The following is a 16,689-nucleotide window of genomic DNA, read 5'->3' as shown; positions in this document are numbered from 1 at the left end:
CGTTGTGTCTAGGTCGGGATATCCGGCGCCGCGCCGCCGGCCGCCGCGTGATCGTGATCGCTGTACCGCTCGGCGATGGCCATGAACTCTTCCTCGATGGTCAGCATGGCGTCGACCACGTCGGGATCGAAATGCTCGCCGCTGCCCTGCCGTATCATCTCCATCGCCGTCTCGTGGGTGAAGGCCGGCTTGTAGACCCGCTTGGAGATGAGCGCGTCGTAGACGTCGGCCACCGCCATCAGCCGCGCCGACATCGGGATGGCGTCGCCGGCCAGGCCTTGCGGATAGCCCGAGCCGTCGTACTTCTCCTGGTGCGAATAGGCGATCTCGCGCGCGTAGCGCAGGAAGGTGTTGGTGTAGCCCAGGTGGTGCTCGACGTTGACGATGGCGTCGCGCCCGTACACGGTGTGCAGCTTCATGACGGCGAATTCCTCGTCCGTCAGGCGGTCCGGCTTGAGCAGGATGGCGTCCGGGATCGACACCTTGCCGATGTCGTGCAGCGGCGCGGCCTTGAACAGCGCCTTGATATTGGCCTCGCTCAGCTCCTCCTGAAAGCGCTTGTGCGATTGCAGCTGGCGGCCCAGCGCGGCCATGTAGTGCTGCACGCGGCGCAGGTGGTTGGCGGTTTCATACTCGCGCGTTTCGGCCAGCGAGGCCAGCGCCCAGATCATCGCGTCGAGCATCTGGCTCAGTTCCGCCGTGACTTCCTCGACCACGTGCTCCAGCAGGTTGCGCTGCTGCTTGAGCAGTTCGCGCGAGTGGCGCAGTTGCAGATGGGTGTCGACCCGCGCCCGCAGCACCTCGGCGACGATGGGCTTGAGCATCACGTCGGCGCCGCCCGCCAGCATGGCGCGCGCCTCGTCGGCCTGCTGCTGCAGGAAGATGACGGGAATGTCGGCCGTGTCCGGGCTGGACTTGAGCTGCTGGCACACGCTGTAGCCGTCCGTCTCCGGCAGCGCCGCGTCCAGCACCACCAGGTGGGGCCGCGGCACCTGCTGCATGATCGCCAGCGCGGCGTTGCCATTGTTGGCCAGCTTGACCTCATACTGGTCTTGCAGCAGCCCGTGCATCAGGATCAGGTTATCCGGCGCCTCATCGACGACCAGCACGATGGCCTTTTTGATGTTCATCCGCCACTACTCCTGAGAATGTTCTCTATCGCTAGCATGATAACCGAGGGAATTTGCCCGCAAAACATTTTTCTCGGCTAGCTTGCAATTGTATAGTGCACTATCTATACTGTATGCATGGATACCAAAACACCCCCCGCCCCTTCCGCCGTGCCGCAGCTGGACGGCCAGCTATGCTTCGCGCTGTATTCCACCTCGCTGGCGATGAGCAAGCTGTATCGCAAACTGTTGCGCGGCCTCGGCCTGACCTATTCGCAGTACCTGGTGATGATGGTGCTGTGGGAGAAAAACGAGCTGACCGTGTCGGAGGTGGGCGAGCGCCTGTTCCTCGACTCGGCCACCCTGACGCCGCTGCTCAAGCGCATGGAGGCGGCCGAGCTGCTGACCCGCACCCGCGCCGCCAGCGACGAGCGCCAGGTCATCATCACGCTGACGCCGCACGGCGACGCGCTGCGCCACGAGGCGGCCAAGCTGCCGCCGTCCATCCTGCAAGCGACCAAATGCACGCTGGATGAAGTGGTCGGCATGAAGCAGCAACTGGACGCGCTGCGTTCCAGCCTGATGTCCGCCAGCTGAGAGAATCGATGACGACTTCCAATCCGATCTACACCCATCCGCTGCACGTGGCCGAGGCGCTGCGCAAGGACGGCTACGCGGTCATGCCGCCGCAGGACGTGGCGGCGCTGGCCGGCGTGCCGCTGGCCGCGCTGAACGCGCTGATCCCCAGCTGGGACGCGCTGGAGCTGGACAACTACCTCAAGGACGGCGGCCGCTACCGGCGCCGCCGCCACTCCTGCTTCATCCAGGATGGCGCCGGGCTGACCCAGACCGCGCACCGCGCCCACTGGCAGCCGCTGGAATACAACGCCCTGCACGGCGGCATGAACCGCCTGTTCGAGCCGATGCAGCCGGCCACCGTGGCGCTGCCCGCGTGGCAGGCGCTGGTGCGCGGCATCGGCCAGTTGTGCAGCACGGCGCGCCGCAGCGACCATCCTTGGTATGTCGAGGCGCACCAGTTCCGCATCGACACCACCGACGGCATCGGCCGGCCGACGCCGGAGGGCGCGCACCGCGACGGCGTCGATTTCGTCGCCGTGCTGCTGATCGGCCGCGAACAGATCAAGGGCGGGGAGACTCGCATTTTTGAAGCCGATGGGCCGAACGGCAAGCGCTTCACCATGACCGAGCCGTGGACCATGCTGCTGCTCGACGATGCGAGCGTGATCCACGAATCGACGCCGATCCAGCCGCTGGGCGAGCATGGCCACCGCGACACGCTGGTGCTGACCTGGCGCGCCGGCGGTTTCCAAGGGCAGGAAAGTCACCCCTGAAGGATTAAATCCGATATAGTCACAACAGCCGATCTATGCATCCAGGAGGGTGGTCAGTGGACACCAGCTACGAAATTCAGCCCGACGAAATCGAAATCCTCATCGTCGAAGACAGCCCGACCCAGGCCGAACGTCTGCGCCGGCTGATCCAGTCGATGCGGTACGGCGCGCGCGTGGCGGGCAACGGCCAGCTGGCCCTGGATGCGATCCGCGAGCGCAAGCCGCACCTGGTGTTGTCCGATATCGTGATGCCGGAGATGGACGGTTACGCGCTGTGCCGCGCCATCAAGACCGACCCCGGACTGCGCGAAATCCCGGTGATCCTGGTGACGTCGCTGATGGACCCGAAGGACATCATCCGCGGCATCGAATGCGGCGCCGACAACTTCATCCGCAAACCCTACGCCGAAGACTACCTGCTCAACCGCATCGGCCACATGCTGATGAACCAGAAGCTGCGCAAGAACCAGAACATGGAGATCGGCATCGCCCTGTACCTGGGCGACCAGAAGCACTTCATCAACGCCGAGCGCCAGCAGATCCTCGACCTGCTGATCTCGACCTACGAACAGGCGGTGCAGGTCAACAGCGAACTGCAGGCGCGCGAACGGCAGGTGATCGAACTGAATATGCGGCTGGCGCACCATGCCGGCGAGCTGGAAACCATCAACCGCGAAATCGCGCTGAAGAACCTGGAGCTGGCAGAGGCGAGCAGGATGAAATCGGCCTTCATCGCCAACATGTCGCACGAGCTGCGCACGCCGCTCAACGCCATCATCGGCTTCACCGGCGCGCTGCTGATGAAGCTCCCCGGCCCGCTGACGCCGGAGCAGGACAAGCAGCTCAACACCATCCGCACCAGCGCGCGCCACCTGCTCTCGCTGATCAACGACATCCTGGACGTGGCCAAGATCGAAGCGGGCAAGGTCACGCTGGAGCTGGAGACCGTGCAGTGCCAGCACCTGGTCAACGACGTGGTCGACACGCTGCGCCCGCTGGCGCTGCAAAAGGGTCTGGAACTGGAAGTGGAGCTGGTCGACGAATCCATCGTGCTGGAGACCGACCGCCGCGCGCTGACGCAGATCCTGCTCAACCTGGCCAACAACGCGATCAAGTTCACCGAGGCCGGCAAGGTCAGGGTGACGCTGTCGAAGCGGCCGGGCGAAGGCCGCAGCATCATCGAATTCACCGTGGCCGACAGCGGCGCCGGCATCCGCGAGGAAGACCAGGCCAAGTTGTTCCAGGCGTTCTCGCAGCTGGACTCCACCTCGACCCGCCACGCGGAAGGCGCGGGCCTGGGCCTGTACCTGTGCCAGAACCTGGCCAACCTGATCGGCGGCTCGCTGTTCTTCAAGAGCGACTTCGGCCAGGGCAGCACGTTCACGCTGGCGCTGCCGCATAAAGTTTGACTTTTTTATACTGTAGAAGCTTCGTCACCGTAGTTCTACGGTATTGCACCGCAACATAAATCGGCATATAGTTGGAACTGTCTCCTCCAACCGTTCGCTGAACATTGGAATTCCGCCCGCACCGTCAAGGTAGCGGGCGTTTTTTTTACCCCGCACGGCCATGCGGGGTCGGACCCACAGGGACTCGGCGTCCCCGTCCGCCCCCTAAGCGGCAGGCAAGCGTATCGCTAAAAGCATGCGGGTTGCACGCCGGATCAGGCGCGCAACAAATCAAGGCCACCGCCGCGCGGCAGCGACGGGAACACCTGCACCAGCTGCTTGTCGCTCAAGCGCAGGTGACGCTCGGCGATGGTCGCCAGTACGGTGCGGAAATCGGTCGTCACCGGCAGGTCGCGGCCTTCGTTCAAGTCCGCGTCGCCGACGCCGCGCCAGTCGCCCAGCACCTTGCCGCCGTTGACACCGCCGCCCAGCACCCACATCACATTGCCATGACCATGGTCGGTGCCGCCGTTGCCGTTCTCGCGCGCAGTGCGGCCGAACTCCGACATCACCACGATGGTGGTCTGGTCGAACAGCGGCCCCAGTCGCTGCGCCAGCACCGCCAGGCCCTGCCCCAGCGGCTGCAGGCGGTTGGCCAGCTGGCCGCGCGCCGCGCCCTGGCTGGCGTGCGTGTCCCAACCGCCCAGCGCGACGAAGGCCAGCTGGATATTCGGATCGTTGCGCATCAGCGCCGCCAGCCGCGCCGCGTCGTCGGGGAAGCCGTTGGGCAAAGGCGCGCCGCCGTTTGCCGCCTGCATCTCGGCGGACATCATCGCGCCGCCGCCCATGCCGCCGCCGACCATCTTGCCGGCCGCCGCGTCCATCACTTCCTTGTGCGCGTCCTGGCCCTGCCGGTAGGCGGCGCCGAAGCGCGCGTTGTCCGCATACAGCTGGTCGAAGGCCTTGCTCACCGCCGGCCGGTCCAGCACATTGGCCTTGGTGCCGGCCGCGCCGTTGGCCAGGTTGACCGCCGCCGCATGGCCCGACAGGATGCGCGGCATGGTCGGGCCTATGCTCAGCGCGCGCGTCGGCGTGGCGGTGCCGGGCAGCGCCGCCACCAGCCGGTTCATCCAGCCGTCCGCCGTGCTCTTGACGCCGGGCGTGGCAGACTCCATGTAGTCCTGCGCGTCGAAGTGCGAGCGGGTGGCGTCCGGCGATCCGCTGGCGTGGACAAAGGCCAGCTTCTTCTGCTCCCACAACGGCAGCAGCGGCGCCAGCGCCGGATGCAGGCCGAAGTAGCCGTCCAGATTCAGCGCGCCGTTGTCGTCGCCCGGCCGCGCCAGCGCGATGGTCGGACGCAGGCGCGCGTAGTTGGCGTCGGCCACCGGCGCCACCACGTTCAAGCCGTCCACCGCGCCGCGCAGCATGACCACGATCAGCTTGCGGCCGGTGGCGTCGGCGCCCGGCGCGGCGGCCGTGGCGGCCCAGGCGTGGCGGCCCAGCGGTATCATCAGGCCGGCGCCGGCGGCCAGCGTGTTGAGGAAGTCTCTGCGTTGCATGATGGTCTCCGTCGGATGATTAGCGCTGCATGAAATCGGGACTACCCAGCAGCATGGCCGCGCGCAGCGGCGGCGGACTGCCGGCGATCGCGCCCTGCGTCCTGGCCGAGATCGACCCGGCCAGCGTCGCCTGCAAGGCCTGCACGTCCAGCGCCGGCGCCAGTTGCGTGGCGAAGGCGATGCGCCGGCTCAGCGCATCGGGATTGAGCCACGCGTCCTGCGTGTTCTTGTAGCCGTCCGGCGTCTGGCAGCCGTACAGCGGCATGCCGAGGCGGTTCAGCACGCCCAGCGTCTGCTTGATGTCCGACGGCGCCGTGTCGCTGGCGCGTGCCGCCGAGATCACGTATTGATACGGCGTCTTGAACTTCGCGCCCACCGCTTCCGGTGCCATGAACTCGGCGCTGGCGAACAGGGTGCGCAGCACGCTGCGGATGTCGCCCCTGCTGTCGATGTAGCTCTTGGCCATGCGGTCCACCAGCGCCGGCGGCGGCTGGTCCTGCACGAAGTACTGCGCCAGCTGGAAGCTCAGGTGATGCGCGGTGGCCGGCAGCATCGCCAGCACGTCCAGCGCGTACTCGCCCTCCTCCTGGCCACCGGCCCTGATGCGGCGGCCCAGCCAGACCTTGTCGTCATGGTCGTGGCGCGCGGCGTCGAAGGCGAAGGTGCGGTTGCGCGTGACCAGCTCGCGGTTGTCGTAGGTCCAGCCGGTCAGCATGCGCGCCAGTTCGGTCACGTCCTTCTGCGTGTAGCCGCTGTCCACGCCCATGGTGTGCAGCTCCATCAGCTCGCGCGCATAGTTTTCATTCAGGCCGCTGCTCTTGGCTTTCTGGCCGCCCTGCTTTCTGCCGCGTGGGACGTAGCCGTTGGCGGTGGAGACCCAGTTATCCAGGTAGTACAGCATGGCCGGATGGTGCGCGGTGGCGCCCAGCAGATCACGGAAGTTCCCCAGCGCGTAGGGACGGATCGCGTCGCGCTCGTAGCTGGCGATCAGCGCGCGGTCGACGCCCTTGCCGGCGAAGACGTTGAAGTGATTGAACCAGAAATCGACCATTACCTCTTCCAGCTGGTTCGGGCTGTCGACCGCGCGGGCGATGCGCGCCTCCGCCGTCTGCTGCGCGATGGCGGTGACCACCTCGCGGCGCCTGGCCTTGTCGCCGTCCGACTCGTCCTTCGCCATCGCGCGCACTTCGAGGAAGCGCCGCATCACCACGCCGGCCGGTTCCTGCACCGCGCCCAGGCTGGCCAGGCGCGCGCTCAACGCCGGCGGCAGCGGCGCGCCGGCGTTCAACTGCGCATCGATGTAGCGCTGCACGCCCATCTGCGTCACCCGCTCGATGTCGCCCGGCTTGGGGCCGTAGCCAATGCGATTCAGCACATGGGCGGCGGCCTGCTCCGGCGTCAGCGGCTCGGCCGCCATGACGGAAGCGGCGGAGGCGGCCAAGGCGGCGGCCGTGGCGATCCAGCGGTAGAAGTTCATGACGACGCTCCAGTTGAAAAATATATTTACTTTATAACGCAATATTGCCGGGTCCCAAACGACTGCCATGTATCGGTTGTAAGCGGCTGTTAGCATTGCTTCAGAAATAAATTAAACAACTGATTTAGTTATATCAATTGTTTAAATTATGTGTTGTAATGCGGCCCATGAACGCTAAACCCACTTCCATCGATACCAGCCAGCCCGCCGACGACGGCCGCAAGCCACGTTCGGACGGCGAGCAATCGCGCGAGCGCCTGTTGCAGGCGGCCATGCGCCTGTTCGCCGCGCAGGGCTTTTCCAAAACCTCGACCCGCGAGATCGCCCAGGCGGCCAGCGCCAACGTCGCCGCGATCAGCTACTACTTCGGCGACAAGGCGGGGCTGTACCAGGCCTGCTTCAGCTTCATGTGCCAGCCGGAGCCTGAAAACATCGCGATGTTCGCGCAGCCGCACTTCACGCTGCGGCAAACGCTGGAGGGCTTCTACCGGCAGATGCTGTTGCCGCTGATGATGGACGGCGATGCGCAGCTGATGCTGCGTTTGTTTTACCGGGAGATGCTGGAACCGACCGGCTTGTGGCAGCAGGAGATCGACAACAACATCAAGCCGGAACACCTGGCGATGGTGGGTGCCTTGAGCCGTCACCTGGGCCTGGAGCAGCCCAACGACGACGTGCACCGGCTGGCCTATGCCCTGGTCGGCATGGCGGTGCAGCTGATGGTGGGCCGCGACATCATCGCCACGATCACGCCGCACCTGCTGGCCGCGCCGGGGGCGATAGAGACATGGTTGCAGTACCTGGTGGGCTTTGCCGAAGCCGTGGTGCTGGCCGAGAAATCCAAACTTCAACAAGGAAAAGCATGAAGATATTCCTGAGGGCGGCGGCACTGGCCGTCGCCGCGTCGCTGAGCGCCTGTGCCACGCAGGCGCCCGCGCCGCATGTGGCCGCGCAAGCGCCGCAGCAGTGGCAAGCGCCGCTGCCGCACAACGGCAGCCAGGCCGACCTGGCCAGCTGGTGGAGCCGCCAGAGCGACGCGCTGCTGGTGCAGCTGATCGAATCGGCGCAAGCCGTCAGCCCGTCCATCGCCACGGCCGGCTCGCGCATCGCGCAATCGCGCGCCGAGCGCGTGGCGGCGGGCGCCGCGCTGGCGCCGTCGCTGGACGCGTCGGCCAGCATCAGCCGCTCCAACCAGCAATCGGCGCTGCCGACGGGGACCACCTCGCAGGCGGCCCTGCAGGCCTCGTGGGAGATCGACCTGTTCGGAGGCCGCAGCGCCGCGCGCGACGCCGCGCAAGCGCGCCTGGACAGCGCCCACGCAGGCTGGCACGACGCCCGCGTCTCGGTGGCGGCCGAAGTGGCCAACCAATACTACGGCCTGCGCGCCTGCGAGCAGCTGCTGGCCGTGGCCAAGCAGGACGCCGCCTCGCGCGCCGACACCGCGCGCCTGACGGAGCTGAGCGCCAAGGCAGGCTTCCAGTCGCCGGCCAACCTGGCGCTGGCACGCGCCAGCGCGGCCGACGGCAACAACCGCTACCTGGCCCAGCGCGCCGCCTGCGACGTCAACGTGAAGGCGCTGGTGGCGCTGACCGCCATCGCCGAACCTGAGCTGCGCGGCAAGCTGGCCGCCGGCGCATCGGCAGCGGCCGGCGCCGCCGCCAGCGCGCCGGCCATCGCCATCGCCGAACTGCCGGCGCGCACGCTGAGCCAGCGGCCCGACGTCTTCACCGCCGAACGCGAAGTGACCGCCGCCAGCGCCGATGTCGGCAGCGCGCAGGCGCAGCGCTATCCGCGCCTGGCCTTGTCCGGCTCCATCGGCTACGGCAATTTCCGTTCCGGTGGCGTCAACACCGGCACCGACACCTGGACCATCGGCCCGGTCTCGCTGTCGCTGCCGATCTTCGACGCCGGCAAGCGCCGCGCCAACGTCGACGCGGCCAGCGCCCGCTACGAGGCCGCCGTCTCCAGCTACCGCGCCACCGTGCGCCAGGCCGTGAGCGAAGTGGAACAGGCGCTGGTCAACCTGGACGCCACCGGCGCCCGCGCCACCGACGCCCAGGCCGCGCTGGACGGCTACCGCGTCAACTACACCGCCGTGGAAGACCGCTACAAGAACGGCCTGGCCAGCCTGTTCGAACTGGAAGACGCGCGCCGCACCCGCCTGGCCGCCGAACAAACCGTCATCAACCTGCAGCGCGAGCGCAGCGCGGCCTGGGTAGCGCTGTACCGCGCCGCCGGCGGCGGCTGGACAGCCCCGGCCGACGGCGCCGCCGCCGTCGTCAGCGCCAACTAACCACAAGACCGATCATGAAAAACCTGAAAACCAATCTGAAGCCTGTCGCCTGCGCACTGCTGGCCGTATTCGTCATCGGTGGCGCCGGCATGGCGTTCTACCCGTCCGCCACCCAGGCCGCCGACGACAAGAAAGCGGAAACCGCCAAGCCGGCATTGACCGTCACCACCACCAAGCCGTCGGCCGCGCGCCTGCCCATCAAGCTGGCCGCCAACGGCAACGTCGCCGCCTGGCAGGAAGCGAGCGTCAGCAGCGAATCGAACGGTTTGCGCCTGACCGAAGTGCGCGTCAACGTCGGCGACGTGGTCAAGGCCGGCGACGTGCTGGCCGTGTTCTCGGCCGATACCATCAACGCCGACCTGGCGCAGGCCAGGGCCGCCGTGCAGGAGGCCGAAGCCAACGCCGCCGACGCCGTCGCCAACGCCGCCCGCGCGCGCACGCTGCAAAACACCGGCGCCCTGAGCGCGCAGCAAATCAGCCAGTACACCACGGCCGAGCAGACCGCCAACGCCCGCATTGCCTCGGCCAAGGCGGCGCTGGCCAGCCAGCAGCTGCGCCTCAAATACACCAGGGTCGTGGCGCCGGACAGCGGCATCATCTCGGCCCGGACCAACAACGCCACGGTGGGCGCGGTCTCCGGCCCCGGCACGGAGCTGTTCCGAATGATCCGCCAGGGCCGCCTGGAGTGGCGCGCCGAAGTGGTGGCCGCCGATCTGCGCAACCTGAAGACCGGCACCAGCGCCGTCATCAAGGCCGCCAACGGCAGCGAGGCGACCGGCAAGGTGCGCATGATCGCGCCGACCGTCGACGCGCAGACCCGCTCCGCGCTGGTCTACGTCGACCTGCCGGCCGGCGCCGGCGTCAAGGACGCGCCGTTCAAGGCCGGCATGTTCGCCAGCGGCCAGTTCGAGCTGGGCACGTCGGAGGCGATGACGGTGCCGCAGCAATCCATCGTCGTGCGCGACGGCTTCAGCTTCGTGTTCCGCCTCAACGCCGACCAGCATGTCAGCCAGATCAAGGTGCAGCCGGGCCGCCGCCTGGGCGACCGCATCGAAGTGCTGGGCGGCCTGACCGCCGACACGCCGGTGGTGGTGCGCGGCGCCGGCTTCCTGAACGACGGCGACCTGGTACACAACGTCGCCGAGACCGCGCCGGTCGCAAAACTGGCAACCAAGCTGGCAACTAAGCTGGCCGCCAAGTAAGGACACGCCATGAATTTTTCCTCCCTGTCGATCAAGAACCCCATCCCGGCGATCATGCTGTTCGCGCTGCTGACGCTGGCCGGGATGATGGCCTTCAAGGCCAATCCGGTGCAGGACTTCCCGGACATCGAACTGCCCATCGTGACCGTCACCGCCACGCTGGACGGCAGCGCGCCGGCCCAGCTGGAAACCGAAGTGGCGCGCAAGATCGAGGACTCGGTCGCCACGCTGCAAGGCATCAAGAACATCTACACCACGGTGCTGGACGGCGTCTCCACCACCACCGTCGAGTTCATACTTGAGAAGCCGATCTCCGACGCTGTCAACGAGGTGCGCGACGCCGTGGCCCGCGTCAAGGCCGACATGCCGGCCGAGCTGCGCGACCCGACCGTGACCAAGGCCTCCACCGCCGGCCGCGTGATCATGACCTTCACCGCGGCAGCCGCCAAAACGTCCGGCGAGAAGATGGACAACCAGGAACTGAGCTGGTTCGTCGACAACGCCGTCTCCAAGCGCCTGCTGGCGGTGCCCGGCGTGGGCGCGGTCAAGCGCGTCGGCGGCGTGAAGCGCGAGATCCGCGTGGAGCTCGACGACGCCCGCATGGCGGCGCTGCGCGTGTCCGCGCTGGACGTGTCGCGCCAACTGCGCCTGGTGCAGAAGGAAGCGCCGGGCGGACGCGGTGACGTCAGCGGCGCCGAGCAATCGGTGCGCACCATCGCCACCGTGCAGAGCGCGGCCGCGCTGGCCGCCATTGAGCTGCCGCTGACCGACGGCCGCCGCGTGCGCCTCGACCAGGTGGCCACCGTGACCGACACCGTCTCCGAACCGCGCGCCATCGCCCTGCAGGACGGCGTGCCGGTGATCGGCTTTGAAGTCTTCCGCACCAAGGGCGCCAGCGAACTGGCCGTTGCCAAGGGCGCGCGCGCCGCCATCGAGGAACTGAGCCGCGCCAACCCGCGCGTCGAACTGAAGCCGGTGATCGACAACGCCTTCCCGGTCGAGGAAAACTTCAAGGGCTCGATGGAGCTGCTGTACGAAGGCGCCATCCTGGCGGTGCTGGTGGTGTGGTGGTTCCTGCGCGACTGGCGCGCCACGCTGGTGGCCGCCGCCGCGCTGCCGCTGTCGGTGATGCCGGCCTTCCTCGGTCTGTACCTGTTCGGCTACACCCTCAACACCGTGACGCTGCTGTCGATGGCGCTGGTGGTGGGCGTGCTGGTGGACGACGCCATCGTTGAAATCGAAAACATCGCGCGCCACCTGCGCATGGGTAAAACCCCGATGGAGGCGGCGATGGAAGCGGCCGACGAAATCGGCATGGCGGTGATCGCCACCACCTTCGCGCTGGTCGCCGTATTCCTGCCGACCGCCTTCATGGGCGGCGTGCCCGGCCTGTTCTTCAAGCAGTTCGGCTGGACCGCTGTGGTGGCGGTGCTGGCCTCGCTGGTGGTGGCCCGTCTGCTAACGCCGATGATGGCGGCCTACATCCTCAAGCCGGTGGTCCACGCCGAAGAAAAAGACGGCTGGCTGATGACGCGCTACATCCGCGTGATGCGCTGGTGCCTGACGCACCGGCTGGTGACGGCGATCGCCTCGGCCGCCTTCTTCGTCGGCTCGATCATGCTGGTGGGCCTGCTGCCGACCGGCTTCGTGCCGGCCGCCGACCGCGCGCAGACCCAGATCAACCTGGAACTGCCACCCGGCTCCACGCTGGCCGAAACCCGTGTAGTCGCCGAGCGCGCCCGCCTGGCCGCGATGGAAGTCAAAGGCATCAAGGCGGTGTTCAGCTCCATCGGCGGCGGCTCCAGCGGCGACGCCTTCGCGCCCGGCACTCCGGCCGAAGCGCGCAACGCCGTGCTGACGCTGACCACCGCCCACCGCAACGACCGCAAGGAATCGATGGCCGACCTGGAGGGCGAAATCCGCCAGAAGCTCAGCGCCATTCCCGGCGCCCGCTTCAAGGTGGGCCCGCCGGACAACGGCGTCAAGATGCAGCTGGTGCTGCGCAGCGAAGACCCGGTCGCGCTGAAGGAGACGGCGCAAAAGGTCGAGCGCGAAATGCGCACGCTCAAAGGCGTCGGCAACGTGCGCTCCAGCGCCTCGCTGGTGCGTCCGGAGATCATCGTCACGCCGGACTTCGCCAAGGCCGCCGACCTGGGTGTGACCGCCGCGTCCATCGGCCAGACCGTGCGCGTGGCCACCGCCGGCGACTACGACACCGACCTGACCAAGATGAACCTGCCGGAACGCCAGGTGCCGATCCGCGTCAAGCTGCCGGACGCCGTGCGCGCCGACCTGGACGCCATCGGCCGCCTGACGGTGCCGGGCAAGAACGGCCCGGTCCTGCTGGCCACCGTCGCCACCATCACCATGGAGAGCGGCCCGGCGCAGATCAATCGCCTCAACCGCAGCCGCAACGTCACGCTGGAAGTGGAACTGGGCAAGCGCTCGCTGGGCGAGGTGAACACCGAAGCGCGCGCGCTGCCGACCATGCGCAACCTGCCGCCGGCGGTGAAGATCGCGGAGCTGGGCGACACCCAGGAGATGGCCGCGCTGTTCGCCAGCTTCGGCATCGCCATGCTGATCGGCGTGTTGTGCATCTACTGCGTGCTGGTGCTGCTGTTCAAGGACTTCATGCAGCCGACCACGATTCTGGCGGCGCTGCCGCTGTCGATCGGCGGCGCCTTCGTGGCGCTGCTGATCACCGGCCGCGCGCTGTCGATGCCGTCGATGATCGGGCTGATTATGCTGATGGGGATCGTTACAAAGAACTCAATCTTATTGGTTGATTATGCTATTCTGGCGCGTCAGGCAGGCATGAGCCGTTTCGAAGCCCTGGTCGACGCTTGCCACAAGCGCAGCCGTCCGATCCTGATGACCACCATCGCGATGGGCGCCGGCATGATGCCGCTGGCGCTGGGCTGGGGCGCCGATCCGAGCTTCCGTTCGCCGATGGCGATCACCGTGATCGGTGGCCTGATCACGTCGACCTTACTGAGCCTGCTGGTGGTGCCGGCCGTGTTCACCTACATCGACGACCTGGAACACCTGCTGCAACGCCTGATGGCCAGGCTGCGCCGCACGCCGGCGCCGGCCCCTGAAGAAACCGCGACGCCGCTGCGCAAGATCGCCGGCGGCGGACACTAACACGAGGAGATCATCATGGAATATGAAGTCAAGGATTTACCGGCAGTACGCGTAGCCTACCTGCGCTACAAGGGCCCGTTCGGCGCGCCGATCGGCGAGTTCTGGAAGGAAGTGTTCACGCCGTGGCAGAAGGCCTTCGGGCTGGTGAACAAAGTCACCTACGGCGTGGCGCAGGACGATCCGTCCACCACGCCGCCGGCCGAGTGCCGCTACGACGCCTGCGTTGAAGTGTCGGACGCCTATCCGATCAAGGAACCGGCGAGGGAAGCCTTCCTCCCTGCCGGCCGCTACGCCGTCGCCAAGTTCAAGGGCACTGGCGAGCAGGTGCCGGCGGCATGGGGAGAGTTCTTCGGCCAGCTGCACGCCGAGGGCAAGGTCGACGCCGGCCCGTGCTTCGAGCGCTATCCGGCCGACTATGCGATGGACCCGGCCACCGGTGTGTTCGAATCGGAGCTGTGCATTCCGGTGAAATAACCACCGTCATTCCCGCGAAAGCGGGAATCTATAGACAGCATGCGTCACTGGCGAGCGCGCCGCCTATGGATTCCCGCCTTCGCGGGAATGACCGGCGGCCGCCCAGCCGCCACCCATCGCGCGATACAAATCCACCGACGCCACCAGCATGCGCGTCTTCAGCTGCAAGCGGCCGACGTCGGCGTTGTACAGCGTGCGCTGGGCATCCAGTTCCTCCAGATACGAAGCGTAGCCGTTGCGGTAGCGGTTGTGCGCGATGCGCAGCGTTTCGGCCGCCGTGGCGCGGCGCGCGTCGTTCTGCACCGCCTGCTCCTTCAGACGCGCCAGCGCCCCCAGGCTGTTGTCGGTTTCGGCGAAGGCTGTGCGCACCGCGTTTTCATAAGCGTAAATCGATTGGTCGCGCTGCGCCGCCGCTGCCTCGGTCTGGTACTGCACGCGGTCACCCTCGAACACCGGCGCGGCGACGGCGCCGGTCAAGCGCCACAGCGCGGTCGGCGCGTTGATGAAATCGTGCCACTTCAAATTCTGCACCCCACCCACCATCGTCAGCTTGAACGACGGCAGCAGCTGGTCGCGCGTGGCGGCCAGGTTGGCGTTGACGGCGACCAGGTTGAATTCGGCGCGCGCGATATCCGGCCTGCGCCGCAGCAGTTCGGACGGCAGCCCGGCCGGCACCGCCGGCGCCGACAAGGCCGCCAGCTCCAGCCCGCGCGCGACCGGGCCGGGATTGCCGCCGGCCAGGATGGACAGCGCATTCTCCTGCTCGAAAATCGCGCGCTTCAGCTGCGGCACCTGCTCGGCGGTGGTCTGGTATTCGGCCTGCGCCTGCAGCCACTCCAGCCGCGAGCTGTAGCCCACGTCAAACTGGCGCTTGGCCAGGTCGCGCGATTCTTCGCGCAGCTTCAGCGTAGCTTCGGTCAGCGCCAATTGGGCGTCCAGGCCGCGCAGGTTCAGATAACCCGACGCCACGGTGGCGGCGATCGACAACGCCGCCGCATCGGCGTTGGCCTGCTCCGCCTGATAGGTGGCGGTGGCGGCGTCGGTCAGCGCGGCCAGGCGGCCCCACACATCGACCTCATAGCTGGCCTGGAACTCGGCCTGGTAGACATTGGTAACGTAAGGCACGCCGTTGTAGGCCAGCTGGCGCGTGCGGGTCGGCGCGGTGTCGACGAAGACGTTGGCCTTCTGGCCGGCGGCGGCCACGCCCACCAGCGCGCGGTACTGCGCCACGCGCGCGCGGGCGATGCGCAGGTCGCCGTTGTGTTCCAGCGCGGCGGCCACCAGCGCGCTCAATGCGGGATCGCCGAAGGCCTGCCACCATTGCGCCTGCACGGCCGCGCCCTGCGCCGTCCCGGCGAGGGTGCGCCAGGCGGACGGCGTCTGCAAGCTCGATGCGGGCGGCGGCGGCGCCTTGGCGGCGCAGCCGGCCAGCGCCAGCACCAACGCCGACACCAGCGCCACCGGCGACGCGGCTACAACGCCCTGTCTCATGGCTTGACTCCGGCGGTCTTGACCGGCACAGCGTTCGCATCGTTGAGCACCGCCGACGTGTCGATGCTGACCACCACCGACATCCCCGGCGCCAGCCGGCGCGCCTTGGCCTGGCCCGGATCGATGCGGATGCGCACCGGTATGCGCTGCGCGATCTTGACGTAATTGCCGGTCGCGTTATCGGCCGGCAGCACGCTGAACTCCGAACCGGTGGCCGGCGAAATCCGCTCCACCTGGCCGGTCAGCTGCGCGCCGTCCAGCGCATCGACCTTGAAGGTGGCGCTCTGGCCGACCTGCACGCCGTTCATCTGCGTCTCCTTCAGGTTGGCGATCACCCACAGCTGGCGCGGCACCAATCCCATCAACTGCGCGCCGGTGTTGACGTAGGCGCCCTTGCGCACCGTGACCTGGCCCAGCTGGCCGTCCTCCGGCGCGGTGATGCGCGTGTTATCCAGATCCACCCTGGCCGCCTTCAGCGCCGCCGTCGCATTGGCCACCGCCGCCTCCAGCGACAGCTTGTTCACCACCACCGTCTGGACCTGCTGTTTGGCGATCTCCAGGCTGGCGCGCGCCTGCGCCACCGCCGCCGCGGTCTGCACCTTGGCTGCCTTGGACGAATCCTGTTCGCGCAGGGACAGCGAGCCGTCCGCCGCCAGCGAATTCACGCGGCTCAAATCGGCCACCGACTTGGCGGCCTGCGCTTCCGCGTTGGCCAGCGTGGCCTGGTTCAGCGCCACGCCGGCTTCCGCCGTGCGGCGCGCCTGCTCCCAGTTGGCCAGCGCCGCCTTCTGCGCCGCCAGCTGCGCCTGCGCCTGGTCGTAGCGCTGCTGGTAGACGCGGTCGTCGATCAGCACCAGCAAATCGCCCTGCTTGACCTGCTGGAAATCCTGCACCCGCACGTCGACTACGTAGCCGGGCAGCTGGGTGCCGATCAGCGTGACCTGCCCGCGCACCAGCGCGTTCTCGGTGGAGACGATGGCGGTGCTGAATGGCGGCAGCCGCCACGCATACAGCACGATCAGCACACCGACCAGCGCCACGAACGAAAACGCAATCGCCGAAATGATCTGCGCGCGCCGGTCCGGCGCCGGCGCGGTGGGCGCGGCCGCGGCGACGGCGGCCGCCGCAGCCGCCGCAGCCACCGCCGCGACGCGGGTTTCGGAGGAAGAGGAATTGTCGGGAGTATTGTTAGCCATGTAG

At 67.6% G+C, this 16,689-nt stretch carries 13 protein-coding genes; 8 read left to right on the top strand and 5 right to left on the bottom strand.

Going from position 1 to position 16,689, the window contains the following annotated elements; all coding sequences use genetic code 11:
- Positions 1-8: 8 nt before the first annotated feature.
- On the bottom strand, positions 9-1,130 hold the full coding sequence (locus ACEN9O_RS14505) for an HD-GYP domain-containing protein (protein ID WP_495618225.1): 1,122 nt from the start codon (positions 1,128-1,130) through the stop codon (positions 9-11).
- 117 nt (positions 1,131-1,247) lie between these two features.
- Here ACEN9O_RS14505 and ACEN9O_RS14500 point away from each other — a divergent pair, with 117 nt between their 5' ends.
- Genes ACEN9O_RS14500 through ACEN9O_RS14490 form a run of 3 tightly spaced genes read left to right on the top strand, consistent with a single transcriptional unit; the run spans position 1,248 to position 3,870 of the window.
- Positions 1,248-1,706, top strand: a complete 459-nt coding sequence (locus ACEN9O_RS14500) for a MarR family winged helix-turn-helix transcriptional regulator (protein ID WP_495618224.1) — start codon at positions 1,248-1,250, stop codon at positions 1,704-1,706.
- Positions 1,707-1,714: 8 nt separating this feature from the next.
- On the top strand, positions 1,715-2,461 hold the full coding sequence (locus tag ACEN9O_RS14495) for a 2OG-Fe dioxygenase family protein (protein ID WP_495618223.1): 747 nt from the start codon (positions 1,715-1,717) through the stop codon (positions 2,459-2,461).
- A 56-nt stretch (positions 2,462-2,517) separates the two neighbouring features.
- Positions 2,518-3,870: a hybrid sensor histidine kinase/response regulator gene (locus ACEN9O_RS14490; protein ID WP_495618222.1), complete on the top strand. Its 1,353-nt coding sequence runs from the start codon at positions 2,518-2,520 to the stop codon at positions 3,868-3,870.
- 254 nt (positions 3,871-4,124) lie between these two features.
- On the opposite strand, the gene ACEN9O_RS14485 is transcribed toward ACEN9O_RS14490, so the two are convergent.
- Entirely contained in the window at positions 4,125-5,408 is a 1,284-nt protein-coding gene (locus ACEN9O_RS14485) for a DUF1501 domain-containing protein (RefSeq protein WP_495618221.1), read from the bottom strand.
- Positions 5,409-5,427: 19 nt separating this feature from the next.
- Entirely contained in the window at positions 5,428-6,885 is a 1,458-nt protein-coding gene (locus ACEN9O_RS14480; RefSeq protein ID WP_495618220.1) for a DUF1800 domain-containing protein, read from the bottom strand.
- 167 nt (positions 6,886-7,052) lie between these two features.
- On the opposite strand from ACEN9O_RS14480, the gene ACEN9O_RS14475 reads away from it, so the two are divergent.
- From ACEN9O_RS14475 to ACEN9O_RS14455, 5 genes are read left to right on the top strand one after another with little or no spacing between them, the layout of a single operon-like run.
- Positions 7,053-7,751 (top strand): CerR family C-terminal domain-containing protein, encoded by a 699-nt coding sequence (locus ACEN9O_RS14475; protein WP_495618219.1) that lies wholly within the window; start codon positions 7,053-7,055, stop codon positions 7,749-7,751.
- Positions 7,748-9,178 carry an efflux transporter outer membrane subunit gene (locus ACEN9O_RS14470; RefSeq protein ID WP_495618218.1) on the top strand — a complete coding sequence of 477 codons (1,431 nt, stop codon included), beginning with the start codon at positions 7,748-7,750 and terminating at the stop codon, positions 9,176-9,178. The genes ACEN9O_RS14475 and ACEN9O_RS14470 overlap by 4 nt, the downstream gene beginning before the upstream one ends.
- A gap of 14 nt (positions 9,179-9,192) precedes the next feature.
- Positions 9,193-10,380 (top strand): efflux RND transporter periplasmic adaptor subunit, encoded by a 1,188-nt coding sequence (locus ACEN9O_RS14465; RefSeq protein ID WP_495618217.1) that lies wholly within the window; start codon positions 9,193-9,195, stop codon positions 10,378-10,380.
- A gap of 9 nt (positions 10,381-10,389) precedes the next feature.
- Positions 10,390-13,524, top strand: coding sequence for an efflux RND transporter permease subunit (locus tag ACEN9O_RS14460; RefSeq protein WP_495618216.1), 3,135 nt, complete (start codon positions 10,390-10,392; stop codon positions 13,522-13,524).
- Between the two features lie 15 nt (positions 13,525-13,539).
- On the top strand, positions 13,540-13,998 hold the full coding sequence (locus ACEN9O_RS14455) for an AraC family transcriptional regulator (RefSeq protein ID WP_495618215.1): 459 nt from the start codon (positions 13,540-13,542) through the stop codon (positions 13,996-13,998).
- A gap of 63 nt (positions 13,999-14,061) precedes the next feature.
- Here the strand turns inward: ACEN9O_RS14455 and ACEN9O_RS14450 are convergent, their stop codons facing one another.
- Positions 14,062-15,489: an efflux transporter outer membrane subunit gene (locus ACEN9O_RS14450; protein WP_495618214.1), complete on the bottom strand. Its 1,428-nt coding sequence runs from the start codon at positions 15,487-15,489 to the stop codon at positions 14,062-14,064.
- Positions 15,486-16,685, bottom strand: a complete 1,200-nt coding sequence (locus ACEN9O_RS14445; protein ID WP_495618213.1) for an HlyD family secretion protein — start codon at positions 16,683-16,685, stop codon at positions 15,486-15,488. Before ACEN9O_RS14445 ends, ACEN9O_RS14450 begins: the two co-directional genes overlap by 4 nt.
- Positions 16,686-16,689: the final 4 nt, after the last annotated feature.

This window comes from Duganella sp. Dugasp78, assembly GCF_059491455.1.
The sequence above is the reverse complement of the archived record's forward strand: the minus strand, read 5'-3'. Positions and strand labels throughout refer to the sequence as shown.

Excerpts from the sequence above, each read along its gene's own strand:
- ACEN9O_RS14505 (WP_495618225.1), bottom strand. The coding sequence starts at position 1,130 with ATGAACATCAAAAAGGCCATCGTGCTGGTCGTCGATGAGGCGCCGGAT.
- ACEN9O_RS14500 (WP_495618224.1), top strand. The coding sequence starts at position 1,248 with ATGGATACCAAAACACCCCCCGCCCCTTCCGCCGTGCCGCAGCTGGAC.
- ACEN9O_RS14495 (WP_495618223.1), top strand. The coding sequence starts at position 1,715 with ATGACGACTTCCAATCCGATCTACACCCATCCGCTGCACGTGGCCGAG.
- ACEN9O_RS14485 (WP_495618221.1), bottom strand. The coding sequence starts at position 5,408 with ATGCAACGCAGAGACTTCCTCAACACGCTGGCCGCCGGCGCCGGCCTG.
- ACEN9O_RS14480 (WP_495618220.1), bottom strand. The coding sequence starts at position 6,885 with ATGAACTTCTACCGCTGGATCGCCACGGCCGCCGCCTTGGCCGCCTCC.
- ACEN9O_RS14475 (WP_495618219.1), top strand. The coding sequence starts at position 7,053 with ATGAACGCTAAACCCACTTCCATCGATACCAGCCAGCCCGCCGACGAC.
- ACEN9O_RS14470 (WP_495618218.1), top strand. The coding sequence starts at position 7,748 with ATGAAGATATTCCTGAGGGCGGCGGCACTGGCCGTCGCCGCGTCGCTG.
- ACEN9O_RS14465 (WP_495618217.1), top strand. The coding sequence starts at position 9,193 with ATGAAAAACCTGAAAACCAATCTGAAGCCTGTCGCCTGCGCACTGCTG.
- ACEN9O_RS14460 (WP_495618216.1), top strand. The coding sequence starts at position 10,390 with ATGAATTTTTCCTCCCTGTCGATCAAGAACCCCATCCCGGCGATCATG.
- ACEN9O_RS14455 (WP_495618215.1), top strand. The coding sequence starts at position 13,540 with ATGGAATATGAAGTCAAGGATTTACCGGCAGTACGCGTAGCCTACCTG.
- ACEN9O_RS14450 (WP_495618214.1), bottom strand. The coding sequence starts at position 15,489 with ATGAGACAGGGCGTTGTAGCCGCGTCGCCGGTGGCGCTGGTGTCGGCG.
- ACEN9O_RS14445 (WP_495618213.1), bottom strand. The coding sequence starts at position 16,685 with ATGGCTAACAATACTCCCGACAATTCCTCTTCCTCCGAAACCCGCGTC.